At 72.7% G+C, this 25496-nt stretch carries 24 protein-coding genes and 1 pseudogene; 18 read left to right on the top strand and 7 right to left on the bottom strand.

Translation table 11 applies throughout. The features are described from left to right. Positions 1-2: 2 nt before the first annotated feature. The 9 genes and pseudogenes from OP04_RS52370 to OP04_RS48740 form a co-directional block, all read left to right on the top strand. Positions 3-770, top strand: a pseudogene (locus OP04_RS52370) (ParA family protein); the annotation flags it as partial. A 445-nt stretch (positions 771-1215) separates the two neighbouring features. Then, positions 1216-2772 carry a CpaF family protein gene (locus OP04_RS36030; protein ID WP_033344421.1) on the top strand — a complete coding sequence of 519 codons (1557 nt, stop codon included), beginning with the start codon at positions 1216-1218 and terminating at the stop codon, positions 2770-2772. Positions 2773-2803: 31 nt separating this feature from the next. Beyond that, positions 2804-3712, top strand: coding sequence for a type II secretion system F family protein (locus OP04_RS36035; RefSeq protein WP_033344422.1), 909 nt, complete (start codon positions 2804-2806; stop codon positions 3710-3712). Next, positions 3709-4599: a type II secretion system F family protein gene (locus OP04_RS36040; RefSeq protein WP_033344423.1), complete on the top strand. Its 891-nt coding sequence runs from the start codon at positions 3709-3711 to the stop codon at positions 4597-4599. The genes OP04_RS36035 and OP04_RS36040 overlap by 4 nt, the downstream gene beginning before the upstream one ends. Before the next feature lie 27 nt (positions 4600-4626). Beyond that, positions 4627-4842, top strand: coding sequence for a hypothetical protein (locus OP04_RS36045; RefSeq protein WP_051799616.1), 216 nt, complete (start codon positions 4627-4629; stop codon positions 4840-4842). 9 nt (positions 4843-4851) lie between these two features. Then, positions 4852-5289 (top strand): TadE family protein, encoded by a 438-nt coding sequence (locus OP04_RS36050; protein WP_033344424.1) that lies wholly within the window; start codon positions 4852-4854, stop codon positions 5287-5289. Further along, positions 5289-5732, top strand: a complete 444-nt coding sequence (locus tag OP04_RS36055; RefSeq protein ID WP_033344425.1) for a TadE/TadG family type IV pilus assembly protein — start codon at positions 5289-5291, stop codon at positions 5730-5732. The genes OP04_RS36050 and OP04_RS36055 overlap by 1 nt, the downstream gene beginning before the upstream one ends. Next, positions 5729-6160, top strand: a complete 432-nt coding sequence (locus OP04_RS36060) for a pilus assembly protein TadG-related protein (protein ID WP_033344426.1) — start codon at positions 5729-5731, stop codon at positions 6158-6160. Before OP04_RS36055 ends, OP04_RS36060 begins: the two co-directional genes overlap by 4 nt. 30 nt (positions 6161-6190) lie before the next feature. Continuing rightward, positions 6191-7576 carry a LysM peptidoglycan-binding domain-containing protein gene (locus tag OP04_RS48740; protein WP_051799617.1) on the top strand — a complete coding sequence of 462 codons (1386 nt, stop codon included), beginning with the start codon at positions 6191-6193 and terminating at the stop codon, positions 7574-7576. Between the two features lie 276 nt (positions 7577-7852). On the opposite strand, the gene OP04_RS36070 is transcribed toward OP04_RS48740, so the two are convergent. Beyond that, positions 7853-9433: a hypothetical protein gene (locus OP04_RS36070; RefSeq protein WP_033344427.1), complete on the bottom strand. Its 1581-nt coding sequence runs from the start codon at positions 9431-9433 to the stop codon at positions 7853-7855. 12 nt (positions 9434-9445) lie between these two features. Beyond that, entirely contained in the window at positions 9446-10042 is a 597-nt protein-coding gene (locus tag OP04_RS36075; protein ID WP_033344428.1) for a hypothetical protein, read from the bottom strand. Between the two features lie 252 nt (positions 10043-10294). Between OP04_RS36075 and OP04_RS36080 the strand changes: the two genes are divergently transcribed. Genes OP04_RS36080 through OP04_RS36095 form a run of 4 tightly spaced genes read left to right on the top strand, consistent with a single transcriptional unit; the run spans position 10295 to position 14358 of the window. Continuing rightward, complete coding sequence (locus OP04_RS36080) at positions 10295-12961, top strand: nitrate- and nitrite sensing domain-containing protein (RefSeq protein WP_051799618.1); 2667 nt, start codon at positions 10295-10297, stop codon at positions 12959-12961. A gap of 12 nt (positions 12962-12973) precedes the next feature. Then, a complete protein-coding gene (locus OP04_RS36085; RefSeq protein ID WP_033344574.1) occupies positions 12974-13384 on the top strand; it encodes a roadblock/LC7 domain-containing protein in 411 nt (136 codons plus the stop codon). 10 nt (positions 13385-13394) lie between these two features. Further along, entirely contained in the window at positions 13395-13778 is a 384-nt protein-coding gene (locus OP04_RS36090; protein WP_033344429.1) for a DUF742 domain-containing protein, read from the top strand. Beyond that, positions 13759-14358: a GTP-binding protein gene (locus tag OP04_RS36095; RefSeq protein WP_033344430.1), complete on the top strand. Its 600-nt coding sequence runs from the start codon at positions 13759-13761 to the stop codon at positions 14356-14358. Before OP04_RS36090 ends, OP04_RS36095 begins: the two co-directional genes overlap by 20 nt. Here OP04_RS36095 and OP04_RS36100 read toward each other — a convergent pair. Next, positions 14333-15916 carry a BTAD domain-containing putative transcriptional regulator gene (locus OP04_RS36100; protein ID WP_051799619.1) on the bottom strand — a complete coding sequence of 528 codons (1584 nt, stop codon included), beginning with the start codon at positions 15914-15916 and terminating at the stop codon, positions 14333-14335. The two genes, OP04_RS36095 and OP04_RS36100, sit on opposite strands and share 26 nt — an antisense overlap. Positions 15917-16090: 174 nt before the next feature. Between OP04_RS36100 and OP04_RS36105 the strand changes: the two genes are divergently transcribed. Then, a complete protein-coding gene (locus OP04_RS36105) occupies positions 16091-16876 on the top strand; it encodes a hypothetical protein (RefSeq protein ID WP_033344431.1) in 786 nt (261 codons plus the stop codon). Positions 16877-17003: 127 nt separating this feature from the next. Further along, positions 17004-17867, top strand: coding sequence for a hypothetical protein (locus OP04_RS36110; protein ID WP_157240830.1), 864 nt, complete (start codon positions 17004-17006; stop codon positions 17865-17867). Here OP04_RS36110 and OP04_RS36115 read toward each other — a convergent pair. The 4 genes from OP04_RS36115 to OP04_RS36130 are packed head-to-tail and all read right to left on the bottom strand — an operon-like array spanning position 17851 to position 21227. Beyond that, on the bottom strand, positions 17851-18459 hold the full coding sequence (locus OP04_RS36115) for a LutC/YkgG family protein (RefSeq protein WP_085067047.1): 609 nt from the start codon (positions 18457-18459) through the stop codon (positions 17851-17853). The genes OP04_RS36110 and OP04_RS36115 overlap by 17 nt on opposite strands. After that, entirely contained in the window at positions 18456-19859 is a 1404-nt protein-coding gene (locus OP04_RS36120) for a LutB/LldF family L-lactate oxidation iron-sulfur protein (RefSeq protein ID WP_033344433.1), read from the bottom strand. Before OP04_RS36120 ends, OP04_RS36115 begins: the two co-directional genes overlap by 4 nt. After that, the gene (locus OP04_RS36125; protein ID WP_033344434.1) at positions 19856-20587 is read right to left on the bottom strand and encodes a (Fe-S)-binding protein; all 732 of its coding nucleotides are present in this window, start codon (positions 20585-20587) and stop codon (positions 19856-19858) included. Before OP04_RS36125 ends, OP04_RS36120 begins: the two co-directional genes overlap by 4 nt. A 4-nt stretch (positions 20588-20591) precedes the next feature. After that, complete coding sequence (locus OP04_RS36130; RefSeq protein WP_033344577.1) at positions 20592-21227, bottom strand: GntR family transcriptional regulator; 636 nt, start codon at positions 21225-21227, stop codon at positions 20592-20594. A 73-nt stretch (positions 21228-21300) separates the two neighbouring features. Between OP04_RS36130 and OP04_RS36135 the strand changes: the two genes are divergently transcribed. The 3 genes from OP04_RS36135 to OP04_RS36145 all read left to right on the top strand — a co-directional run bounded on the left by OP04_RS36135 (position 21301) and on the right by OP04_RS36145 (position 25446). Further along, entirely contained in the window at positions 21301-22299 is a 999-nt protein-coding gene (locus OP04_RS36135; RefSeq protein WP_033344435.1) for an aldo/keto reductase, read from the top strand. An 89-nt stretch (positions 22300-22388) separates the two neighbouring features. Then, positions 22389-23450, top strand: coding sequence for a lactonase family protein (locus OP04_RS36140; RefSeq protein WP_157240832.1), 1062 nt, complete (start codon positions 22389-22391; stop codon positions 23448-23450). Positions 23451-23745: 295 nt separating this feature from the next. After that, complete coding sequence (locus tag OP04_RS36145) at positions 23746-25446, top strand: substrate-binding domain-containing protein (RefSeq protein ID WP_033344437.1); 1701 nt, start codon at positions 23746-23748, stop codon at positions 25444-25446. Positions 25447-25496 lie beyond the last annotated feature (50 nt).

Here is a 25496-nt window from a genome sequence, read left to right on the forward strand (position 1 = left end):
TCGTGGCGATCATCGCGTTCGTCTCGCCCAAGGGCTCGCCCGGCGTGACCACCACGGCCCTGGCCTGCACGCTCTCCTGGCACAGCCGTGTGGTGCTGGCCGAGTGCGACCCGGCCGGCGGCTCGCTGATGGCCGGGTACCTGGGCGGCGCGCTCGAAGGCCCGCGCGGCATCGGTGAGCTGGCCGTCTCCGAGCTGCGCGACGGTCGCCTGGAACAGGACTTCTGGGGTCAGCTCGTGGACCTGGACGCGCCGAAGCGGCAGCGCCTGCTGCTGCCCGGCCTGGCCAACCCGGGTCAGGCCGGCAGCGTGACGCCGCTCTGGGGCCGGTTCGCGGAGTTCTTCACCCGCCTGGAGCACGAGAACCCCGGCTTCGACGTGCTGGCCGACTGCGGCCGCCTGCACGTGGCGAACCCGCCGTGGCCGATCCTGCGCGCCGCGTCCGCGGTCCTGGTGGTCACGTCCGCGCGGCTGCCGGACCTGTCGAACGCGGCCGCCACCATCGAGGCGATCAGCCGGGACCTGCGCGACAACGGCGTGCCGCCGGGCACGGTGCGGCTCGTGGTGGTCGGCGGCGGGCACGGCAAGGGCGAGATCAGCCGCGCGCTCGGCGTGCCGATCGCGGCGCACCTGCCGATCGACCGGCAGACCGCACAGGTGCTCAGCTACGGGGGTACGGTCCGGGGGCGCCGGCCGCTGATGCGGGCCGCGGCGGCGCTGGAGATGCCGGTGCGGTCCATGGTGGACCGTCGCCGGGCGCGGACGACCTGGAACACGATGGCGGCACCGCAGCCGCCGGCGTTCGTGCCGCAGCAGCCGCAGCATCCTCAGCACGCACCGGCGCAACACGCATCCGGGCAGCACCCGCAGCCCCAGCACACGCAGACCCAGCACCTGCCGGTGCAGCAGCCGCTTCAGCACGCGCCGGTCCAGCACATGCCGCCTCCGCCACCCGTGCCGCAGCACGTGCCGGCCGGGCAGCAGCACGTGCCGGCCGCACAGCAGCACGGGCCGGCCGCACAGCCGCCTCAGCACGCGCAGGCCGCACCGTCCGCCACGCCGTCCGCGTCGCCGGCGCCGCAGCAGGCGCAGGTGCCGCAGCAGGCGCAGCGCGTGCCGGCCGCGCCGTCACAGACGCCGCAACAGGCGTCCCACCTGCCGCCACCGCCGCCGGTTCCGCCCGCCTCGAACGGGCCGATCACGGAGGAGCTGCCGCGTGCGGTTTGAGCCGCTGTCCCAGGACCCCCGCCACCAGCAGCCGGTCAACGGTCATCCGCCCGCGCCGCCGGCCAACGGCGCGCCCCCGGCGTTCCCGGCGCAGGCGTTCAACATCGCGCCGCAGCCGGCCGGCAGCACGATGGCGCCGCCGTCCGCGCCCGAGGTCGCGCGCCGCGACTACTCCGTGGTCAAGGAGCTGCGCCGGCGGCTCAGCGAGCGGATCACCACGCTCGAGCGCGGCCAGCACCTCACGCCCGAGCAGGAGCGCCGCGAACGGGACCAGCTCGCGATCGCGGTCGTCGCGGAGTACGCGGACGCGCAGCGCCGCACCGGCACGCCGATCTCCGCCACCGACGAGCGCGTGCTGCTCGACCTGGTCACCGCGGAGATGGTCGGGCTCGGGCGGCTGCAGCGGCTGCTCACCGACCCCACCATCGAGGAGGTGCACGTGCTCGGCTGCGACCGGGTGCGGATCACCCGGCGCGGTGGTGGCGTGGACTGGGGCGAGCCGATCGCGGACAGCGACGAGGAGATGATCGAGACCATCCAGGCCGCGGCACGCCGGGCCGGTGCCACCGAGCGGTCGCTGTCCACCTCGAAGCCCACGCTCGACCTGCAGCTCCCGGACGGCAGCCGCCTCGCCGCGGTGTACCTGGTCAGCCGCCGGCCGTACGCGGTGATCCGCCGGCACAACACGCTGGACGTGACGCTCGACGACATCGCCGGCACCCGCGCGGACCTGGACGAGATGGTCGATCCGCTCCTGCGCGACTTCCTCCGCGCGTCGATGCGCGCCGGCCTGAACATCATGGTCGCCGGGCTGGCCGGCGCCGGGAAGACCACGGTCATCCGCGCGCTGATGCGGGAGATCGCGCCGGACGAGCCGTTCGTGCTGCTGGAGGAGAGCCGCGAACTGCTGCCCGCGAAGGACGAGAACGGCTACCACCGGGCCGTGATGAGCTTCGAGGCCCGGGAGGGGCACGGCGAGCGCGGCCCGGACGGGCGGCCGGCCGGCGAGGTGACGATCGCGGACCTGATCCCGCTGTCGCTGCGGATGGGCGTGCTGCGGATCATCGTCGGCGAGGTCCGGTCCCGGGAGATCGTCCCGATGCTGCAGGCCATGACCACCAGCCGCGGCTCGATGTGCACGATCCACGCGCGTACGTCCAGCGGCGTGCTGGAACGCATCATCGAGCTGGCACTCTCCCACGGTCGCGAGATGACCGTGGAGATGGCCCGCCGGATGGCCGGCAACGCGCTGGACCTGATCGTCTACGTGACCATCGAGGACGAGACCGCGATCGGCGGCCGCAAGCACCGCTTCGTCTCGCACGTCGAAGAGGTGATCGGCATGGGCGAGGGCGGCCGGCTCTCCACGACCACGGTCTTCGGGCCGGGCCGGGACGGCCGCGCGATCCCGATGCACCTGCCGGAACGGGTCCGTGAGCAGCTGATGCGCGTCGGCTACGACCCGCGCATGCTCAGCCGCTACATCGACGCGAAGGTCGGCGCCTGGCGTCGCCCGCGGATCAGTCTGCTGAGGCCGGCGGCATGAGCGAGATGGTGCGGCCGGGAGAGGGGCACGCATGAATCAGGGCGCGAGCCTCCCGCTGATCGCGGCACTGGCCGGTGCCGCCATCGTCGGCGGCCTGATCCTGGCCGTGGTGGCGCTCTTCGGCCGCCCCGGGCCGTCCGGCCCCGACTCCCCGCTCACGGTGCGGCTGCGGCAGATCTGGAACGGCGGCGACCCGAGCGCGTCCGGCCGCCGGCGGCACCGCGCGCTGATCGTCGCCGCGTTCGCCTGCGGCGCGCTCGGCTGGCTGCTCACCGGTCTGCCGGTGATCGGCGTACTGGTCGGCATCGCGATCCCGGGCGCGCCGTGGCTGTTCACGGTCGGCCGGGCGGAGCAGCGCGGCATCGCCCGTGTCGAGGCGCTCGGTGAGTGGACCCGCCGCCTCAAGGACGTCTCCAACATCGGTCAGGGCCTCCAGCAGGCGATCGTCAGCACCGCCGCCACCGCGCCGGAGACGATCAACGATGAGGTGCGCACGCTCGCCTCCCGCCTGCGTGCCGGCGAGAACGCGCGGGACTCGCTGCTGCTCTTCGCGGACGAGATGGGCGACCCGGTCGCGGACCAGGTCGTCGCCGCGCTGATCCTGCACCTCACGGACCGCGGCGAGCGGCTCAGCGACGTGCTGGCCGCGATCGCGGCCGGTGCCGCCGCGGACGTCGCCACCCGGCGCGAGGTGGAGGCGAAACGTACCCAGCCACGGTTCGCGGTCCGCTTCCTGACCGCGGTCACGCTGGCCGTGCTCCTGCTCGGGCTGTTCAACCCGCAGTACATGAAGCCGTACGCGTCGCCGCTCGGCCAGATCATCATGGCCTCGCTCGGCGCGGTGTTCGTGGCGCTGCTCGCCTGGGTCCGCGGCATGAGCCTGCCGCCGCCGGTGCCGCGCTTCCTCAACCCGCCGCGCACCGAGGAGGCGATCCGGTGAACGCGCCGTTCGGTCTCCTCCTCAACACGGATCTGGCGATCGCGGTCGCCGGTGGCGCGGCGGTCGGCGTCGGCGTGTTCCTGTTCGTCCGCGAGCTGATGCCGGCCACGCCCGCGCTCGGCCCGGCGCTGCGCCGGCTGCACCAGCAGCGGCAGACCACGGGAGACGAGCGCCGGCGCCGGCGTCGTCTCGACTGGCTCGGCGGCCTGGCGCGCTGGCTGCGCCCGCCGCAGCAGGAGCTCGACCTGCTCGGCCGTACGCCGGAGCAGTACGCGCTCTCCATCGTGCTGTCCGCCCTGTTCGGCCTGGTCGCGCCGATCGTGGCGGTCACCATCATGTCCGCGGCCGGCATCCGGCTCCCGTTCGCGGTGCCGGTCTTCGCCGGTCTGCTGCTCGCGGCCGCCGCGGCCTGGGTGGCCCACCAGGACGTGCTGACCAAGGCCGTGCGGGCGCGCCGCGAGTTCAGCCGGGCCGTCTGCACCTATCTGGACCTGGTCGCGCTGCAGATCTCCGCCGCGCACGGCCCGGTCCAGTCCCTCGAACAGGCCGCCGAGATCTGCGACGGCTGGGTGTTCGACCGTATCCGGGAGTCGCTGCACATCGCACAGCTGCAGATGCGCTCCCCCTGGGAGGAACTGCGTGAGCTCTCCGAACGCATCGGCGTGCCCGAGCTGGGCGACGTCGGCGCGATCATGCAGTCCTCCGGCACCGAGGGCGCGCAGGTGCACGACACCCTGCGCAGCCGGGCCGACGCCCTGCGCGACCAGATCCGGACCGAGGCGCTGGCCCGTGCCGAGGGCGTCACCAGCCGGCTCGACATCCCCGGTGCCCTGCTCGTCTTCGTCCTGCTCGGCTTCGTTCTCTACCCGTTCATGGCCCGGGTCTGACCATCATCCACGAAGGGAGGCCGCACCATGGCCTTACTGCTGAACGTCTATGTCGCCGTCACCACCCGGCTGGCGAGCCTCAACCGCCCGGAGAACCGGGACCGCGGCGACGGACCGGTGCCCACCGTGATCATCATCGCCGGCATGGCCGTGCTCGCCGTCGCGGTCCTGGCCTGGGCCTACGCGGAGGCCGACGCTTTCATGGACCACGAGACGGGCGTCGTTCCGCCCGTGCCCAACTAGTCGGTGCCGATGACGGGACACGCCATCTCACGCCGCGCACGGTCTGCCGGAGACCGTGCGCGGCCGGCGCCCGCCCGCCGCGCGGACCGCGGCGCCTCGCCGGTCGAGCTGGCCATCCTGATGCCGGTCGTGCTCTTCATGCTGTTCGGCGCCATCCAGATCGCGGCGGTCTACATGGCCCGCGCGACCGCGCTCGCCGCGGCACAGGAGGCGGTCACGGCCGAGCGCATGTTCCAGGCCGAGGACGGCTCCGGGAAGACCCGCGCCGAGGCGTTCATCAAGACCGCGGGCGACTGGCTCACCCCGAAGCAGATCCTGGTGACCGAGACGCCGGACCAGGTGACCTGCGTGGTCAGCGGCACCGCGCTCTCGGTCATCCCCGGCTGGAACATCACGGTCACCCAGTCCGCGGCCGGTCCGGTCGAGCGCTTCACCCCGGACCCGTGATGGCCCGCCGTGCCGACCGCGGGTCGGTCTCCGTCGAGGTCGCGATCCTCACGCCGGCGTTCATCGCGCTGATCGTGACCGCGTTCGTGGTCGGACGCACCGGCACCGCGGCCAACGCGGTCGACCTGGCCGCCCACGACGCGGCCCGTGCCGCCTCCATCTCCCGCAACGCCGTCACGGCCGACGCCGCCGCGCGGGCCGCGGCCGGGAAGGCGCTCGCCAACGAGGACGTGACCTGCACCAACAGCAACTACATCAGCTACGGCACGCCGAACTCGCTGACCCTGGCGTTCAACCGGAACGTCGGGGAGCCCGCCTCCGTGACCGTGACCGTGACCTGTGTGATCTCGTTCGCGGACCTCGGCTTCCCGGGCGTGCCCGGCGACCGGACCATCCAGGCCCGCTACGAGTCCGTGCTCGACACGTACCGGAGCAGATCATGATCCGCGCGGACCGCGACCGGGGACGGGTCAGCATCTTCCTGGCGATCGCGCTGTTCGCCGTGCTCGTGATCATCGGGCTGTCCTTCGACGCGGCCGGGCGGGTCCGCACGCTGCAACGCGCGAACAACCTGGCGGCGGAGGCGGCCCGCGCCGGCGGCCAGCAGATCGACGTCGAGCGGGCGATGCGCGACGGCGTCGCGGTCGTGGACATGACCGCGGCCTCCACGGCCGCGGTCGACTACCTGCAGCGGGCCGGCGTGGCGGGCAACGCGAAATGGGTCACCCAGGGTGACGGCTGCGAGCTCGTCACGCGCTGCCTGCGGGTCGAGGTGGAGATGACGTACGACATGGTGATGTTGCCCATCTTCGGCTTTCCCGAGCAGGTCACGGTCGCCGGCAGCGCCACCGCGGAACTCAGGACCAACTAGGACCGACCCACGAGAGAAGGGCGACGGGGCATGACGAGCACATACGTCTCCGTACCGCGGAGAATCGGAAGGATCGCGACCGGGCTGGCCGGGCTCGCGCTGCTCGTCGGCCTGCTGGGCGGCGCGCCGATCGCGCTGTACCTGGTCGCCGGGAACCCGCTCCCGGACCACCTGCCCACGTTCGGCGAGGCGGTCTCGACGCTGACCAGCCCGGACGACGGGCAGCTGTTCCTGCGCGCGCTCGCGCTCGTCGGCTGGCTCGGCTGGCTGACGTTCGCGCTGTCCGTGCTGATCGAGCTGGTGGCGCTGGTGCTGCGCGTGCCGGCGCCGCACCTGCCCGGCATGCGCACCCAGCAGCGGATGGCGACCGCGCTCATCGCGTCCGTCACGCTCATCGTCTCCACCGGCGCCGCGGCGTCCGCGTCCGCGCTCGGGCTCGGGCAGACCACCGGGTACGCGATGACGCCGGCCGGCGCGCCCAGCATCGGCATTCCGGGCGACACGCCGTTGCACGTGGGCTACCAGAGCCAGGCGCCGACGTACACGGCCGGATTCGGGGCTGCCCCGGCCCGGCCGGCGCCCGCGCTCGTCGACGCTTCCCAGAACAACACCTGGGATCAAGGGCCCTGGAGCGGTACGCCCGGGAGCGACCCGACGCACGCGGCGACCGGCGGCGGGGGCGGTCAGGCCGCGGTGCCCGGACCGGTCACGGAGGCGCGGGCCGGCGAGCCGGTCTACCGGGTGGAGCAGGACGACTACCTGGGCTCCATCGCGGACCGTTACCTCGGCGACTTCGAGCGCTACCCGGAGCTGGCCGAGCTGAACAACATCGGCGACCCGGACCTGATCAAGGCCGGCGACTTCCTGAAGATGCCGGAGAGCGCCGAGGACCGAGGGGTACGCGAGCACGCCACCGGCCTGGTCGACGCGCCGCCCCCGGCCGCGGCCACGCCGCCGTCCCACCCGGGCGAGGTCGAGCCGGCCCCGAGCAACACGCCGGCGCCGAGCAACTCGGCCCCGAGCACGCCGACGCCGAGCACGTCCGCGCCCGGTTCCACGGCGCCCGGTTCCACGGCGCCCGGTGCTCCCGCGCCTGGTGCTTCCGCGCCCGGCTCCTCGGCACCGGGTTCCGCAGCACCGGGCTCCGCGGCGCCCGGTGCGGCCACGCCCGCGCCCGCTCCCTCGTCGTCGTCCGGGGCGGCCGCGCCGGGTGCACACGGGACGCAGCCGCCCGCGCCGCACCACGGTGAGGACCCGCTCGGCGGCCTGAACGGCGCGAAGGGCCTGGACGGCAACGACCGCGGCCCGCTCCCGCTCGCGGTCTCCGCGGTACTCGCCGCGGCCGCGGTCGTGGGCGCCCAGGTGGGCGCGCTGTTCGGCCTCCGCGACCGTCGCCGCCGCCCGAGCCGCCACTGATCCGCGGCGGTGCCCGTCGCCGTCGCTGATCCGGGGCGTGCGGCGCGGGCGCCGAGCTGCGGCTGTGCGGCGTCGCCCGAGCCGCTGCTGATCCGCGGCGGTGCCGGTCGCCGTCGCTGATCCGGGGCGTGCGGCGCGGGCAGGATCCGTTAGGTGCCGCCCGCGCCGCCACCGGCCCGCAGAGGCGTCTGCCGGCGCTACCGATTCACACACGCGAACGCGGCCGTCCCGCATCGGGACGGCCGCGGATGGTGCGGGGGAGTGAAGGGTCGGAAGTCAGAGGCCGAGGATCCGGTCCAGGAAGTCGCGCTGGCGGCGGACCAGCACCCGCAGCTGCTCGGTGTCGCCGCCGGAGGTCGTGCCGCCCAGCGCCTCACGCTGCTCGGTGACCGCCGCGTTGAGCGCGGTGACCACCTCGTCGATCAGCGTGCCCGCGTCGGACGCGGCCTGCGCCGGGTCGTCCACGAAGCGCAGCTGGACCTCGCGCCACCGGTCGCGGAAGTCGGTCGCCGTCTCCTCGCGGAAGAACGCGGCCAGCGCCGGCTGCTCCGGCACGTCGCCGGGCAGCAGCTCGACCGGCTCGTCCGTGGTGGCGGGCGCCTCGGCCTCACCGGCCGGGGCCGGGACCGGCTCGATCGGCACCGCGGCCGTGGTGGTGGGCGTGAGCGGCTCGCCGTCGACCGCCACCCGCTCGCTGTCCGGGTGACCGTCGCGGTCACGGTCCTTCGTCGCGGCACCGGCCGCGGCGGCTCCGGCGGCCGCACCGGCGGCGACGCCCAGCGCGGTGGTCTCGTCGACGTGCGTCGTCACAGGCTCTCCCTCGGCGGAGTCGTCGTCCTCGATGTCCTCCGCGCGGAGCGGCTTGTCCTCGTCCACCGGCGCGGCCACGTCGGCGTCCGTGCTGTCCTCGGCCGCGTCGGAGGTGTCCACGACGGTCGTGGAGCCGTCGGTGTCCTCGGGCGTGCCGAACCCCTCGGTGTCCTCGGGCGTGCCAGAGGTGTCCACGACGGTCGCGGAGTCGTCAAGGTCGTCGGCCGATCCGAACCCCTCGGTGCCCTCAGCGGTCCCGAAGCCCTCGGTTGCGGAGCCGTCGTCGTCGGCCCGGTGCGCGGGTCCGAAGCCCTCGACGGTCTCGCCCCCGGCCGACTGGCCGGCCTCGACGGTCTCGCCCTCGTCCTCGGCCCGGAGCGGCTTGTCCTCCTCCGCCTCGGTGGAGTCCGCGTCCGCGTCGGCGGAGTCCGAGTCCACGCCGGTCGTGTCGGAGTCCGTGACGACCGCGTCCGGATCCGCCACCACCGTGTCCGAGTCCGCGCTGGTCGCGTCCGTCTCCGTGCCGGTCGTGTCCGCGGTGTCGGAGCCGGTGTCGGAGTCCGTGCCGGCCGGTCCGAAGCCCTCGGCCGTCTCGGCCCGGAGCGGCTTGCCGTCCTCGTCGAGCTCCTCCGGGGAATCCGGCACCGAGGCCGTACCCACGGCGGTGGTGTCGTCGTCCTCGCGATGTGCGGCCTGCTCCGAGGCGGCCACCGCCCCGCCCACCGTCGCCGCGCCGAACGCGGTCTCCTGCGGTACCGGCTCCACGACCACCGGCTCGTCCGGCACCACGTCCGCGTCGACCGGCTCGCCGGTCCGGGCCGCACTGTCGTCCTCGTCCGGCCGCGGCTCCGCGTCGTTCACGCCGTCCCGGTCCGCATCGGCGTCGTCGAACCCGGTGGAGATGTGCGGGCTGTCCGCGGCGTCCGGTCCGCGGTCGGTGTCGTTCTCGTCGGAGGCGCGCGGGGCCGGCACCGGCTCCGCCCGTACCGTGTCGTCGTCGTTGGTGTCGTCAGGCTTCGAGTGCGACTCGCTCTGGAAGAAACGCATGGGGAGGTCTCCTCACCGGTGGCTGGTGTGGGTGTTCTCGGAGGAGCTTGCGGGAGATGCCGGCGGCACGGGATCGGCGCCGAGGAGCTCACCGAAGAGTGCGCGGTAGTGCACGAGCGCCTTGCGGAGCTGCTCGGTGCTGGCCTCACCACGGGCGCTGGCGACGCTGATCTCGTGCGCGTCCCGATAGTGGCCGAGCGTGTTCGCGTGCTCGACCGAGAGGTGGCTGAGCTGCTCTTCGTAGTTCTCCGTAGGGTATCCGCGTTCGGCCACCAGCTGGGTCACAAGTTCATCAGCTTCCGCGACCGCCTGGACGGGCGAGTCGATGAACGTGGCCTGGATCCGCTCCCATTCGGTCGTGTAGCGGGTGCGGGATTCCGCGCTGATCGGGTTCAGCGTGAGTTCGGCGTGGCGGCGCTCGCGTTCGAGCAGTTCCTTCTCGGCCGCGTCCTTGCTGCCCGCCTCCGCGAGCGTGCGGTCGTATTCGGGCCCGAAGCGTTCCTGGAGTCGCTGCTGACCTCGACGGCGGCCGTAGAGGACGGCTGCGGCGGCGACGGCCAGCACGATGACGGCGATGACGATGAGGACGACGATCTGCGTACCGGACATGGGGGTTCCTCCTTCACCGCAGCTAATGCCCGGTGGATGGTGATCGCCAATCCAGGTTCGCGGGGTTTCTTCACGAGTCCGCGAGTGAGCCGCGCCGGTCCTTGATCACAACCGGTCAGCGGGCCGTGTCGCATTCCCTGTCCGTCTACTCAGGTTCCGGGTGAGGTAGTGCACACGGCGCCGATTACGTATCCTGCCCAGCGGGGAAGACGCCGTGTCGGCCCTGCCGATCGGCTCAGCGGACGAGGTCTGATGAATATCCGGAACTGGTCAATCCGATCGAAGATCATCGCGTTGGTCTCGGTGCCGCTCGTCGCGCTGACCGCGCTCTGGGCCTTTGCCACCGTGCTGACCGTCGGTCCCGCGACGGTGCTGCTGGCCTCGCAGGACGTGCTGGACCAGGTCGGCCGGCCCGGCGAGGAGCTGGCGGCCGAGTTGCAGCAGGAGCGTCGGCTGTCGCTGATCTATCTGGCCGGCAACGCGAGCACGCCCACCGCGCGACAGGACAACGTGGCGCTGACCACGCAGCGCGCGCGGACGGACGAGGCGATGGCCGAGTTCCGCCGGCGCTCGGTGGACCACGCGGACATCGGCGACGAGCTCGACCGCCGTCTGGAGACCGTCTACACGTCGCTGGACGCGATCCCGCAGCAGCGCGCGTTCATCGATTCGCGTGACGTGGACAAGCCGGGTGCGCTGCGCTTCTACAGCGACGTGATCGGCAAGATGTTCATGGTCTTCGACCTTCTCAGCCGGTACGACGACCCGGTGCTGAGCCGCCGGGCCGGCGCGATGGCCCAGCTCGGCCAGGCTCGCGAGGTGCTCGGCCAGGTCGACGCGCTGGTGGCCGGCGCCTCGACCGCGGGCAAGTTCCAGATCAGTGAACACGGTCAATTGGTGCAAATCATCGGTACGTACAGGTACCTCTACGCCACCGCCGTGCTGGATCTCGACGCCGAGACGCGGGCGCGCTACAACCTGTTGATCCAATCGCCGGTCTTCGAGCGCCTGGAAAGCATGGAGAACACGCTCATCACGTCCGGCGCGGACAACAAGACCGTGCCGATCGGGCTGATCCAGTGGACCCGCACGCACGAGCAGGTCTCGCTGCAGCTGCGCAACTTCGAGCAGTTCACCTCGGACCGGGTCGCCGAGGCCGCGGTGCCGCTCGCGGTCCGCATCCTCGGCATGCTCGGCGCGGCCGGCCTGCTCGGCCTGGCCGCGATGGTGCTGTCGCTGGTCATCTCCGTCCGGGTCGGCCGGTCGCTGATCCGGCGGCTCTCCGACCTGCACGACGCCGCCACCGACCTCGCCGGGAAACGGCTGCCCGACGTCGTCGGCCGGCTGCGCCGCGGCGAGGAGGTCGACGTGGAGGCGGAGACGCCGAGGCTGGAGTTCGGCACCGACGAGATCGGCCAGCTCGGCAACGCGTTCTCCGAGGTCCAGGTCACGGCCGTGCAGGCCGCGGTCGACGAGGCGGCGCTGCGCCGCGGCCTCAACGACGTCTTCCTCAACATCGCGCGGCGCAGCCAGACGCTGCTGCACCGCCAGCTCGCGCTGCTGGACCGGATGGAGCGCCGCGTCACCGACCCGGACGAGCTCGGCGACCTGTTCAAGGTCGACCACATGGCCACCCGCATGCGGCGCCACGCGGAGGATCTGGTGATCCTCGCGGGCGCGGTCCCGGGCCGTGGCTGGCGCAACCCGGTTCCGATGATCGACGTGGTGCGCGGCGCGGTCTCCGAGGTCGAGGACTACGCGCGGGTCGACATCGACGTGGCGGACGACATCGCGGTCGTCGGCCGCGCGGTCGGCGACGTGATCCACCTGCTCGCCGAGCTGATCGAGAACGGCACGTCGTTCTCGCCGCCGCACACCCGGGTCCGGGTCGGCGGCCAGACCGTGCCGAACGGCTACGCGATCGAGGTCGAGGACCGCGGTCTCGGCATGACGCCCGAGGAGCTGGCGGACGCGAACCGCCGCCTGGCCGAGCCGCCGGACTTCGACCCGGCCAACAGCGCCCGTCTCGGCCTGTTCGTGGTCGCGCAGCTCGGCGCGCGGCACCAGATCCAGGTCAGCCTGCGCGTGTCGCCGTACGGCGGCGTGACCGCGGTGCTGCTGGTCCCGAGCGAGCTGGTCTCCCGCGTCGAGCCCGCGCTGCCCCGGTTCGCGGTGGCCCAGCCGGCCGGCCCGAACGGCCGCGCCACGAACACGGTGGCCACCCGCCCGGCCGCGCCGCGGGAGCTGGAGGCCGCGCCCGCGTCCGCCGAGCCCGCGCGCAAGGGCAAGCCGGCGGGTGAGACGATCGGCACGGTCGTGGTCGATGGGATGGAGTTGCCGGGCCGCCGCTCGACCAAGCGGCGAAAGCAGGCCACCCCGGTTACGTCCGCCACATCGGACACGGACAATAGACCCACAGAGGACGGCGAGGACGCGCCGACGCTCGCCATACCGCAGCGCCCGCAATCCGCGGTCCAGGCGCCGGGGCAGACGACGGCGGACGCGGAGCCGGGGGACGACCCGGAGGAGACCACCACCATGGACGGCCTGCCCAAGCGCGTTCGTCAGGCAAATCTGGCGCCGCAGCTCCGCCCCGGGCGGCAGGAGACCGCGCCGGTCGTGCCCGAGGCGGCGCCGCGCTCGCCGGACCAGGCGCGCAGTCTGATGTCCGCGTTGCAGGCGGGCACCAACCGGGGCCGCCGGGCCGCGGAGGCGATGATGGCCGGTCAGCCGGTGCCGGAGCAGCGGGCCGAGTCCGCGCGCGGCACCGCGACGCCGCCGTCCGGGGCCGTGCTGTCCCCGCCGCCGGAAGCCAGGATCCCGTCGGCAGGTTCGCCGACAACCGTTCAATCCGCGGCGGCCGCCGACGTGTCGGCGGACAGTGCCACGGAGCACCGAGATGCAGACAGGGACGCATAAGTGGCACAGCAGATGACCTCCAACGCCAACCTCAGCTGGCTCCTCGACGACCTGATCGACCGGGTCCCGACGGCGCACCAGGCTGTGGTGCTCTCCTCCGACGGCCTGCTCATGGGCGCGTCGAGGAACCTGAGCAGGGAGGACGCGGAGCACCTGTCCGCGATGGCGGCCGGCTTCCAGAGCCTCGCCAAGGGCGCCAGCCGCCACTTCGGCGCCGGACCGGTCCGGCAGACCATCATCGAGATGGAGACCGCGTACCTGTTCGTCACCTCGGCCGGCGCCGGAGCCTGCCTCGCCGTGCTCGCGGCGTCGGACTCCGACATCGGACTGATCGCGTATGAGATGGCCATGCTCGTCACCCGGGTGGGGCAGAACATGAGCGCCACCCAACGAACCCCGGGGGTGCGCACTGATGCGGGATAGACCACCGGACATGCCCAGTCGGCCGGAGGATCCGGAGATGCACTGGATGGACGACGACGCGGGCCCGGTGGTCCGCGCCTACGCGGTGACCGGCGGCCGGGTCCGGCCCGTCGCCGGCGGGTTCGACCTGGTGGCGTTCGTCGTCGCCAGGTCGGGGGAAGAGGGGCTGCCCGCCCATCTGAGCCCGGAGCAGCGCGCCATCATCGCGGCCTCGGCGGAGCCGCTCTCCGTGGCCGAGGTGGCCGCGAAGCTGAACCTCGCGCTCGGCGTGATCCGCGTCCTCCTCGGCGACCTGCTGGCCGCCGACCTCATCTCCATGTACGAGCCGCCCGCGGCGCGCCGGCATGACGAAGACATCCTCAAGGCGGTTGTTAATGGACTCCGTGCTCTTTGACGAGCGGCCGGCCGTGCCGACCGCTCTGAAGATCCTGATCGCGGGCGGCTTCGGCGCCGGCAAGACCACGCTGGTCGGTTCCGTCAGCGAGGTCCGCCCGTTGCAGACCGAGGAGGTGCTCACCGGCATGGGGCTGGACGTGGACGACACGTTCGGCGTCGAGCAGAAGGGCACCACCACGGTCGCGATGGACTTCGGCCGCATCTCGATCAGCGAGGACCTGCAGATCTACCTGTTCGGCACGCCCGGCCAGGACCGTTTCTGGTTCCTCTGGGACGAGCTGGCGTTCGGCGCGCTCGGGGCGGTCGTGCTCGCGGACACCCGCCGCCTCGCGGACTGCTTCCCGTCGGTGGACTACTTCGAGCAGCGCGGCACGCCGTTCGTGGTCGCGGTCAACATGTTCGAGGGGCACAGCCAGATCACCGAGGCCGCGTTGCGGACCGCGCTCGACCTGGACCCGGACGTGCCGATCGTGCTCTGCGACGCGCGGGACCGCCGGTCCGGCAAGAGCGTGCTGATCGCGCTGGTGGAGTACGTCGCGGAGCGCCGCGGCCTCAGCCTTGCGGGAGTGCCGTCCTGACCTCGGCCTCGTAGGCCGCGGCCCGTACCCCGCCGAAGACCAGCAGCTGCCCGAGCGGGTAGGCGCGGTGCGGCTGCAACGCGCCGCGCGCCACCAGGTCGTGCAGGCCGTTGAACGGGCCGCCGCGGGCCCGCTCCACGGCGAGGTTCCGGGCCATCGTGGCGGTCACGCCGGGCAGCGTGACCATCAGCCCCTCCGGCACCGCGTTGATGTCCACCAGGCCGCCGTCGTCGAACCAGCGGAACAGGTCCGGCCGGCCGATGCCCAGCTCCACCGCGATGTCCGGCCGGAACGTGAGGATCTGGCGCGCCTGCTGCCGGCGCGCCTCACGCAGCGCCTCCGGCCCGAGCCCGGCATCACCCTGGATGCCGGGCCGGTTGCGGGGGAACAGCGCCAGCAGTGCCGCGTGCCCGGTGCCGACGAACAGCGGCACGATCAGGCCGACGACCAGCACCGTGTCCCAGCTGTTGAAGGGCTCGTTCTCGCCGCTGATCAGCTCGGAGTCGGCGAGGATCCACATGGTCAGCGTCAGCGCGCCGTAGACGATGCCGGCGAACGTGTGCACCAGGCTGCGCCGGATCAGGCCCAGCGCGCCGACGATCGCCCAGGCGAACACGCCGGCCGTGACCAGCGAGGTGCCGCCGGCCAGGAGCGCCATCACCCAGGACTTCCGGGTGAAGTCCGGCTGCTGCGCGGCCGCGATGAACGGCGCGACCGCGGGCGGCGGAGACGGCACCGCGGGCGGCGCGGGGGAGGACGGGGGGACCGGCACGGCCGCCGTCTCGACCACCGGCCCGAGCGTCGGGTCCGACCGCAGGATGCGCCGGTGCAGATCCTGCAGCCGCTCGCCCGGCTCCACGCCGAACTCGTCGTTGAGATAGTCCCGCGCCTCGCGGAACGCGGTCAGCGCCTCCGCCTGCCGCCCCTGCCGGTAGAACGCCAGCAGCAGCGCGCAGCGCAGTTCCTCCCGCGCCGGGAACTCCTCGATCACCCGGACCAGCTCCGCGCCGAGCGACGCGTGCAGGCCGAGCGCCAGCTCCGCCTCGGCCAGCAGCTCCCAGGCGGCGCCGCGCGCGTCGTCCAGCCGCCGCCGCTCGGTCTCGAACACGCGGCCGCCCAGCCCGGCCAGCGCCTCGCCGCGCCAGAGCCGGAGCGCGCCGCGCAGCCCGGAGGCCGCGGCCGCGAAGTCGTTCGCCGCGACGTGGGCGCGCGCGGCCCGTACCGCCGAGTCGAAGGTGTCGGTGTCCAGCGCGCCGGACGGGACGTGCAGCCGGTATCCGGCGCCGTCCAGCGTCAGCACCGTGCTGGGGGAGCGGGGCGAGCGGTCCGGCTCCAGCGCGCGGCGGAGCCCGGCGATGTGCTTCTGCACCACGTTCGCGCCGTTCTCCGGCGGGTCGTCGGCCCACACCGTGTCGACGATCGCGGTGGCGGAGACCGGCCGGTTCGCGTTCAGCAGCAGCAGCGCGAGCACCGCCCGCTGCTTCGCGGGGCCGAGATCGATCTCCGTGTCGCCCGCCGAGGCCGTCAACGGGCCCAGAACCGCGTACCGCACCTCCATCGTCGCGTCTCCTCCCCAGGTTCGCGCAGGCGACTCTAGCAGGCGATATCTGTGGGATGGCAGTCGATCGGCAGCGCCCGCGGCGGCTCGGCAGCGGTCCGGCAGCGCCGCTGTGGACGGTATTGGCACACGGCGCCGCTCCGGACGCCGTGACCTCGCAGAGAGCTGTTCGCCATGTCTTCTGTTGCACTCAAGTCCGGTCTCGCGCTCCTTGCCATCGCGGGTCTGACGACCGGCTGCGCCATCGCGGTCGAGGACGATGCCGCGACCACCCCGGCGCAGACTCCCGCGGAGATCGTCGCCAAGTCGGCGCCCGGGGCGACCACCACTCCCTTCTCGTTCACGATCACCGGCCTGGACACGGAGGGCGACGCGCAGGACATCAAGGGCGTGTCCAGCCCGACGACGAAGAGCTACGACCTGACCGCCACGTACGTCGCGGACGAGGAGGGCCTGACCTCGACGATGCAGTTCCGGGTCGTCGACCAGTCCGCCTGGGTGAAGATGAAGTTCTCCGGCCTCGAGGGCATGCCGGAGATGCCGGACAAGTGGGTCGTCGTGGACCCGTCGCAGGCCGCCGCGGACGACTCGATGCCCAAGGGCTGGACAGACGCGGACGCGGACCCGACCGGCACGGACGTGCTGGTCGACGCCGTGATCGACGTGACGGAGACCGGCACCGGCACCTACTCCGGCACGCTGGACCTGACCAAGGCCGAGGCCGCGGACGTCGTGGACCTCACGAAGGCCGGTGACACGGTCAAGGCCGTGCCGTTCACCGCGACCGTCGACGACTCCGGCCGGCTGACCGCGATCACGCTGAAGGTGCCCGCGATCGGCGAGGTCGCCGCGTTCGACTACAAGGTCACCTTCACCTACGACGGGGCCAAGACGATCGAGGCGCCGGTCGCGGCCGAGGTCACCGAGGCCCCGGAGTCGCTCAAGGACCTGCTCTCCTAACACACCGATCGACCGGATCGGCCGGTCCTGACCGGCGTCGCGCGGCAAGTTCAACGGGGGTCGCGCGGCGCCGGTCAGGGCCTTTCACATTCAAAATCATCAGTGGGTACGTCCGAGGAGCGCCATCGTGGCCCAGTCCCGCCGCCACTCCCCGGATCGTCCGTCCTACCGGGTCGTGACCGCCCGCGCGGTCGGCCCGTTCCCCACCGACCCGGACGCGCTCTACGACCTGCTCGACGCGCTCGGCGACGATCCGTTCCCCGCCGGCGCGGTAATCCTCCCGACCGGCCGGGGCGCCCACTACCTGCGCGTCCAGGCCGCCCGCGCCGGCGGGTTCACGGTCGAGTGGCGGGCGCCGGGGCGCACCCCCGGACCGAGGCGGGTCACCGGCGCCGACCTGCTCGCGGTGCACCAGGCCGTGCTGTGCTGCCTCACCACCCGTACCCCCTGGTCGCCGTTGCTCTCAGATCTTCAGGACAGCGCGGCGGACGTGATCCGGGCGCGGGACTACGCACCGACCGGCCTGTCGATCGCCACCGCGCTGCGTGATCAGGCCCGTCGCGGCGATCCGGGCCCGCTGCTCTGGGACGGCCGCCCGGTCACGATCACGGACACCTGGGACGACGTGCCGGTCCGCGGCACGCTCGTGCTGCGCGCGGAACCGCCACCCGGCCCGTTCCGGCACGGCGTGGCGCTGTCCGCGGCCGGCGGCGCGCTGACCTGCGGACCGGCCACTTCGGGCCCGGAGCTGATCCTGTGGCCGGCCGGCGCGGCGCTGACCGTCGACTACCTGGCCCCGGACCGCCGCCTGCACGTCACGAACGTCTACGAGGTCGCGGACCGGGTGACCGACCGCGCGGCCGAGAACGCGGCCATGCACGTGGAGCGCACGGGCGCGTTCCGGCGGCGCTACCGCTGCAACCACGCGGCCACGACGCCGCCGGCCTTCGCCGACCTGGTCTTCGACGTGGAGTTCAACGCGTCGCGATGACCACGTCCAGCCGGCGCGGGCCGTGCACGCCCTCGACGCGGTTGAGCTCGATGTCGCTGGTCGCGGACGGCCCGGAGATGAGCGTGAGCGGCCGGGACGGGTCCGCGAGCCGGGCCAGCGCGGCCGGCACGCCACCGGCGATCTGATCGGTCCAGACCACGCAGACGTGATGGTCCGGCACCAGGCTGAGCACGCGGCGGCCCTGGTCCGGCGCGGCGTCCAGGATCAGCGTGCCGGTGGCCGCGATCGCGACCGCGCACCCGGTGACCACGGTGACGCCGGCCGCGTCCAGCGTGCCGACGGAGACGGGTGCGTCCGCGCTGTCCCGCACGACCGGACCGGTGAACCACTCCGGTGGCAGGCCCGGCGGGACCACCACCGTGGCCGACGACGCGACCAGCGCGCCCAGCACCTCGGCCAGCGACGCGGCGGAGGCCCGGTGCACGCCCGCCTTGTAGTCGACGAGCCGGTCCACCAGCACCTCGACCACGTCGATGCCGGCCACGTCCGGCAGGTAGTCGCGCGGCACGGTCACCGGCGCGGACGGCCGGTGCGCCCGGACCCGGGCCAGGATCTCCTCGCGTGCGTTCATCGCTTGGCCCACCATTCCCGGAAGCTCTCCTTCGGCGGCAGCGGCAGGTCGCGGCTGACCGTCCATGCGGACGCCGGCCACGGCAGCCGGCGCAGTGGTCCCCGTCCGCGCAGCGGTGCGCTGCCCCGGCGGGCGGCCCGGAGCGCGGCGGCGTACCGGCGGCGGTCCCGCATGATCCAGGAGATCGAGGCGAACGCGGCGTGCTCCGCGCGCGACTTCGGCCCCTTCTGCCGCAGATGGACCAAGACCTCGGGGATGTTGATCCGCACCGGGCAGGCGTCGAAGCAGGCGCCGCAGAGCGTGGACGCGTACGGCAGCGTCTTGTTGGCGCCGTCGCCGGTCATCTGCGGGGACAGGATCGCGCCGATCGGGCCGGGGTAGACCGACCCGTACGCGTGCCCGCCCACCCGCTCGTAGACCGGGCACACGTTCAGGCAGGCGGAGCAGCGGATGCACCGCAGCGCCTGCCGGCCCACCTCGTCGGAGAGCGTGGCCGTACGCCCGTTGTCGATCAGCACGATGTGCGTGGTCTGCGGCCCGTCCCCGGGCGTGACGCCGGTCCACATCGACGTGTACGGGTTCATCCGCTCGCCGGTCGACGACCGCGGCAGCAGTTGCAGGAAGACGTCGAGCGACGAGAAGTCCGGCAGGATCTTCTCGATGCCGACCACGGAGATCAGCGTCTGCGGCAGTGTCAGGCACATCCGCCCGTTGCCCTCGGACTCGACGACGACCAGCGTGCCGGTGTCCGCGATCGCGAAGTTCGCCCCGGAGATGCCGACCGTCGCGGTCAGGAACTTCGCCCGCAGGTGCTTACGGGCGGCCTCGGCGAGCGCGCGCGGCTCGTCGGTCAGCCCTCTCGTGACACCGGGCATCTTGGACAGGAAGATCTCCCGGATCTGGCTGCGGTTGTAGTGGATGGCCGGGACCAGGATGTGCGACGGCGTGTCCTCGGCGAGCTGCACGATCAGCTCCGCGAGGTCGGTCTCGGTGGCCGCGATCCCGGCCGCCTCCAGCGCCTCGTTGAGCCCGATCTCCTGCGTCGCCATCGACTTGACCTTGACGACCTCGCGGGCCGCGGTCTCCTTCACCAGCGCGGTGACGATCTCGCACGCCTCCGCGGAGTCGCGCGCCCAGTGCACGACCGCGCCGGCCTTGGTCGCGGCCTCCTCGAACCGTTCCAGCAGCTCGGGCAGGCGGGCGAGCACGTCGTCCTTGATCGCGGCGCCGGACAGTCGCAGCTGCTCCCAGTCGTCGACCTCACCGACCACGCGCAGCCGCTTGTCCCGGATCGTGTGCGTGGCGCGCCGCAGGTTCGTCCGCAGCTGCGCATCGTCGAGTTCGAGTCGCGCCGCGTCCGGGAACGGCTTCAGCGCGACGATGTTGCCGGTGCCGTTCATGAGGCGCTCCCGGTGCTGGCGAGGATCTCGGCGTAGTGGATCGGCCTGGCCGTCGCGGCGCGCCGGGACAGCCCGCCACCGATGTGCATCAGGCAGGAGTTGTCCGCGGCCACCACGTATTCCGCGCCGGTGTCCTCGACCGCGCCGCACTTGTCCGCCAGCATCGCGGACGAGACGCCGGCGTTCTTCAGCGCGAACGTGCCCCCGAACCCGCAGCACTCCTGGGCGCCTTCGAGCGGTCTCAGCTCAAGCCCTTGCACTCCTCGCAGCAGCGAGAGCGGCTTGTCGCCCAGGCGCAGCATCCGCAGCCCGTGACAGGTCGGGTGATACGTCACGGTGTGCGGGAAGACCGCGCCCACATCGGTCACGCCCAGCACGTCGACCAGCAGCTCCGCGAGCTCGTAGGTGCGCGGCGCGATCGCGGCCACGCCCGCTTCAAGATCAGGATCACCGAGAGCCAGCCGGGGGTACGAGTCGCGCACCATCGCCACGCACGAGCCGGACGGCGCCACCACCGCGTCGTAGTCCGCGAACGTCTCGACGAACCCGCGCACCATCGGCATCGCCTCCGCCCGGTACCCGCTGTTCGCGTGCATCTGCCCGCAGCAGGTCTGCGCCTCCGGGAAGTCGACGGTGTGCCCGAGCCGCTCCAGCACGGACACCACGGCCTTGCCGGTGCCCGGGAACATCAGGTCGTTCACGCAGGTGATGAAGAGCGCTATCCGCACGGCGTCAGCTCCGGAAGTAGGTCAGGTGCCGCTCGCGGGCGGCGGTGATGTGGTGCCGCATCGCCTCGGCGGCCGCGGGACCGTCGCCGGCCGCGATCGCGTCGACGATCAGGTGGTGCTCGGCCGCGCTCGTCCCGTAGTGGCTCTGCGGGAAGTTGAGCCGGAACAGGTGCAGGTGCGAACGGAGCCGGACGATCGCGTCGCGCAGCATCCCGTTGCCGGACAGTTCCGCGATCCGGTGGTGGAATCGCGCGTCCTGCGCCGTGAACGCCGCGATCCCGCGGAAACCCGGCGCGTCCGGCGAGGCGGGCAGGTCGGCCTCGGTGCGCAGCTCCTCGTCGTAGGCGGCCTTCGCGGCCGCGACCGGCTCCAGCAACAGCCGCATCTCGACCAGCTCCTCGAACTCCGCGCGGCTGAGCAGCGGCGACGCGGTGTAGCCGGCGAGCGGCCGCTTGCGCACCAGCCCGTCGGACTCCAGCCGTGCCAGCGCCTCGCGGACCGGCGTGGGCGAGACCTCCAGCTGCCGGGCCAGCCCGTCGATGCTGATCTTCTCGCCCGGCGCCACCGCGTGATCCATGATCAGCGTCTGCACCGAGGTGTAGACGTCATCGGTGAGCGTGAGTCTCCTGACGGGCCGCATCAGCACCTAATCTGTGTGAGGGGGAACACTTAGCGGCAGATCCTATAGGATCTACGGTGCGAAGGAGAAGGGCATGAACCCGACGTCCCGCGTCCGGCTCGGCGGCAGCGACGTCCTGGTCACCCGGCTCGGCCTCGGCCTCGCCCCGATCGGCGGGCTCTATGCGCCGGTCGGCGACGACACCGCGAGGGCCGTCATCGACCGCGCCTGGGACCGCGGCATCCGCCTGTTCGACACCGCCCCGCTCTACGGCCACGGCGTCTCCGAGCGGCGTACCGGCGCCGCGCTCCGGGACCGGCCGCGCGCGCAGCTGGTGCTCTCCACCAAGGCCGGCCGCCTGCTCGTACCCGGTGATGCCTCTGATCAACAGGGTTTCTGGGCCGAACTGCCGGACGGCGTGACCACCCGCTTCGACTTCTCCGCCGGCGCGATCCGCCGGTCCGTCGCGGAGAGCCTGCGCCGCCTCGGCCTGGACCGCATCGACCTGCTCCACCTGCACGACCCCGACGACCACTACCTGCCCGCGCTGCACGAGGCGCTGCCGGCCATGGCGGAGCTGCGCAAGTCCGGCACCGTCGGCGCGATCAGCATCGGGATGAACCAGGCGCCGATGCTCGCCGGCCTGATCCGCGCGATGGGCGAGCCCGGCGTGGACGCCGTGATGGTGGCCGGCCGCTACACGCTGCTCGACCAGTCCGCGCTCGACGACCTGCTGCCGCTCGCGGCCCACCGCGGCATCTCCGTGCTGGCCGCGGCGCCGTACAACTCCGGCCTGCTCGCCGACCCGCAGCCGGGCGCGCGTTTCGACTACACGCCCGTGGGACGCGACCTGCTCGACCGGGCACTCGAGATCAAGAACATCTGCCGGGGGTACGACGTGCCGTTGCGCGCCGCCGCGGTCCAGTTCGCGTTCGGCCACCCGGCGGTCGCGGCCGTGGTCTGCGGCGCCCGCACCCCGGAGGAGGTCGATGACAACGTGGACCTGACCGCGCTGCCGATCCCGTCCGAGCTGTGGACCACGCTCAAACGTGAGGGCCTGCTCCCCGCCCACGTCCCCGTCCCGGCAGCCTGACCCGGGATCGGAGCGACACGAATGACGTCCCGATCACCCGGCCGCGGGCCTCCGGGCGGGCGCGTTCGCGGCGACTCTGGTTTCATCGGATCATGAGCGACGGCGAACTCGTATTCATCGGCTCCTACACCGCGGAGGCCGGCGGCCGGGGCGAGGGCATCTACGTGTCCCGACGTGACCCGCGCACCGGCGAGCTCTCCGCGCCGCGCCTGGCCGCCGCCACCCCGTCCCCCTCGTTCCTCGCCCGGCACCCCCGCCTCCCCGTGCTCTACGCGGCCGGCGAGCTGACCGAGGGCCAGGTCACCGCCTGGGCGATCGCGGAGGACGGCGACCTGACGCTGCTCGGCACGCAGCCCACCGGCGGCGAGCACCCCTGCCACCTCGCGGTCACCGCGGACGGCGCGCATCTGGTCACCGCGAACTACGGCAGCGGCAGCGTCTCCGTCCACCCGCTGGACCTGCTCGGCGTGCCCGGTGCGCGGGCCGACCTGCGGCAGCACGCCGGCTCGGGACCGGTGGCGGACCGCCAGGAGGGGCCGCACGCGCACATGGCCACGCCGGACCCGGACGGCGACCGCGTCTGGGTGGTCGACCTGGGGCTGGACACGCTGTTCGCGTACACACTGGACCCCTCGACCGGCACGCTGGAGCCGCCGGCCACGCCGTTCCGCACCCGTCCCGGCACCGGCCCCCGGCACCTGGCCCGCGCGGACGGCCGCCTCTACGTCACGGGCGAGCTGGACGGCTCGATCACCGGCTACACCGCGGCCGCGGACGGCGCGCTGACCGAGCTTGGACGATCGCGGATCACGGACGCGGACGGCCCCGTGCATGCGTCCGAGATCGGCGTCCGGGCGGACGGACATTTTGCATATGTTGCGAACCGCGGACCCGACACCATTGCCGTATTCACGCTCGACACCGCCTCCGGAGCGCCCGAGTTCGCCGGTGAGGCGCCGTCCGGAGGCGAGTGGCCGCGCCATTTCGCCATCATGCCGAGCGTCGATCCGGAGGGCCCGGAGTTCCTCTATGTGGCGAATGAGAGATCGGACACCGTGATCACGTTCCGCCTCGACCCGGAGACCGGAATTCCGGCGCCCGGTGGTCCGGTGCTGGGCGTGGGCACGCCCACGTGCATTCTTCGTGCTTGATCCCGCTATATCGGACAATGCGAGGTGTCCGATTTAGCCAGCGATCAGCGTCATAGGGTCTGGACGGCAACCTTAAAGCTTTCCTAAACTACTGTGCCGGTCTAACCGATTTTGCCGACTCGCGGGAACTGGTCAATTACGAAGAGTAGTTGCGCTGCCATAGATCGGTTTCGTCTCCGTAACTTTCGACCGAACGTCTGTGGCGTTAGGCGTCGAACGTGCGGAGTATTGGCATGTGCCAGGCCGCCATAGAATGTCCAGCAGCTTTCGCGGAGCCGGTGCCATCGCTGCGGCGATGGCCGTCGTCGCCGTGATCTCCGGCTCCTACCTCGGTTACCGACAGCTGTCGCAACCCAGCTGTACGGGGTCGGTGCCGCTGGTCATCGCGGCCGCACCCGAGATCGTCGCGCCGATCAAGGCCGCCGCCGACACGAAGATGGCGGCCGGTGCCGCCGTCGACGGCAAGTGCCTCGAGGTCACGGTGAATGCGGCGGAGCCGGTCGAGATCGCGGCCGCGATCGCCACCAAGCACGCCACCCAGCTGACCGGCGTCGGCCAGGGCAGCGGCACCACCGTGCTCCCCGACGTCTGGGTGCCGGACTCGTCGACCTGGCTGCAGCGCCTCAAGCAGGCCGCGCCCGGGTTCTCGCCGCTCAACGCGCAGTCCGTCGCCACCAGCCCGGTCGTCGTCGCGATGCCGGAGCCGATCGCGAAGACCACGGTCGGCTGGCCGGACAAGAAGCTGCAGTGGACCGACCTGCTCGCGGCCATGACCAGCAGCGACTCCGCGCTCAAGCCCGGCATCGTGGACCCGGCGCTCGACGCGTCCGGCCTGTCCGGCCTGCTCGCGCTCGGCCAGGCCGCCGGCAGCGGCAACGACGCGGCCCGGGTCGGCGTGCTGCGCACGCTCGCGCTGAACAGGTCCAACCTCCGCGCCGACCTGGTGGCGAAGTTCCCGAAGTCCGGCGACCCCGCCGCGCTGGCCAACGGCGTGGGCCTGGCCGCGCTCTCCGAGGAGGACGTGATCGCGTACAACGCGACCAAGCCCCCGGTGTCGCTGGCCGCGCTCTACGTCGAGCCCGCCGCGGTCGCGCTGGACTACCCGTTCGCCGTCATGCCCGAGGCGGACGCGGCCCGTGGCAACGCCGCCGACCTGCTCTTCGGCGAGCTGGCGCAGAGCGGGGCCTACCGTGACGCGCTGGGCCGGGCCGGCCTGCGCGGCTCCGACGGCGCTCCCGGCGGCGGCTTCGCGGCCCCGACCGGCGCGCCCAGCCCGGCCTCGATCGCCGCATCCGCGCCGGCCAGCAGCGGCGGCGCGGCGGCCAACGGCCTGGATGCCACCGCGATCGGCCGCGCGCTCGCCAGCTGGACCGCGATCACCTCGCCCGGCCGCATGCTGGTGGTCTTCGACGTCTCCGGCTCGATGCTCGGCACCGTGCCCACCGCGGGCGGCAAGACCCGCAACCAGGTGATGGTCGAGGCCGCAGGCCGCGGTCTGGCCCTGCTCGACAACGAGTGGTGGGTCGGCGTCTGGGTCTTCTCCACCGAGCTGAACGGGCAGCGCGACTACCGCGAGCTGGTCCCGGTCGGCCAGCTCACCAAACAGAAGGACGCGTTGCAGGCCTCGCTCGGCCAGGTCCGCCCGGTCGAGGGCGGCGCCACCGGCCTCTACGACACCGTGCTCGCGTCCTACCTGGAGGTCCAGGAGGGCTACCAGGCTGACAAGGTCAACTCGGTCGTGCTCTTCACCGACGGGCAGAACGAGGACGCGAACAGCATCAGCCGGGAAGACCTGATCAAGCAGCTCAAGGAGAAGGCCGACCCCAAGCGGCCGATCCGGGTGATCCTCGTCGGCATCGGCAACGAGGTCAACAAGGAGGAGCTGGAGAGCGTGGCCGAGGCGGGTGGCGGCGGTGCCTACGTCGCCCAGGACCCGGCGAAGATCGACGAGATCTTCCTCCAGGCGATCGCCTCCCGGGCCGCCACCGTCGGCTGAGCCCGGCCATCGGCCGTCCGGCCAGCCAAAATTCCCCCGGAAGGCGGAAC

Origin of the sequence: Catenuloplanes japonicus, from assembly GCF_000717135.1 — a bacterium.
GTDB lineage: Bacteria > Actinomycetota > Actinomycetes > Mycobacteriales > Micromonosporaceae > Catenuloplanes > Catenuloplanes japonicus.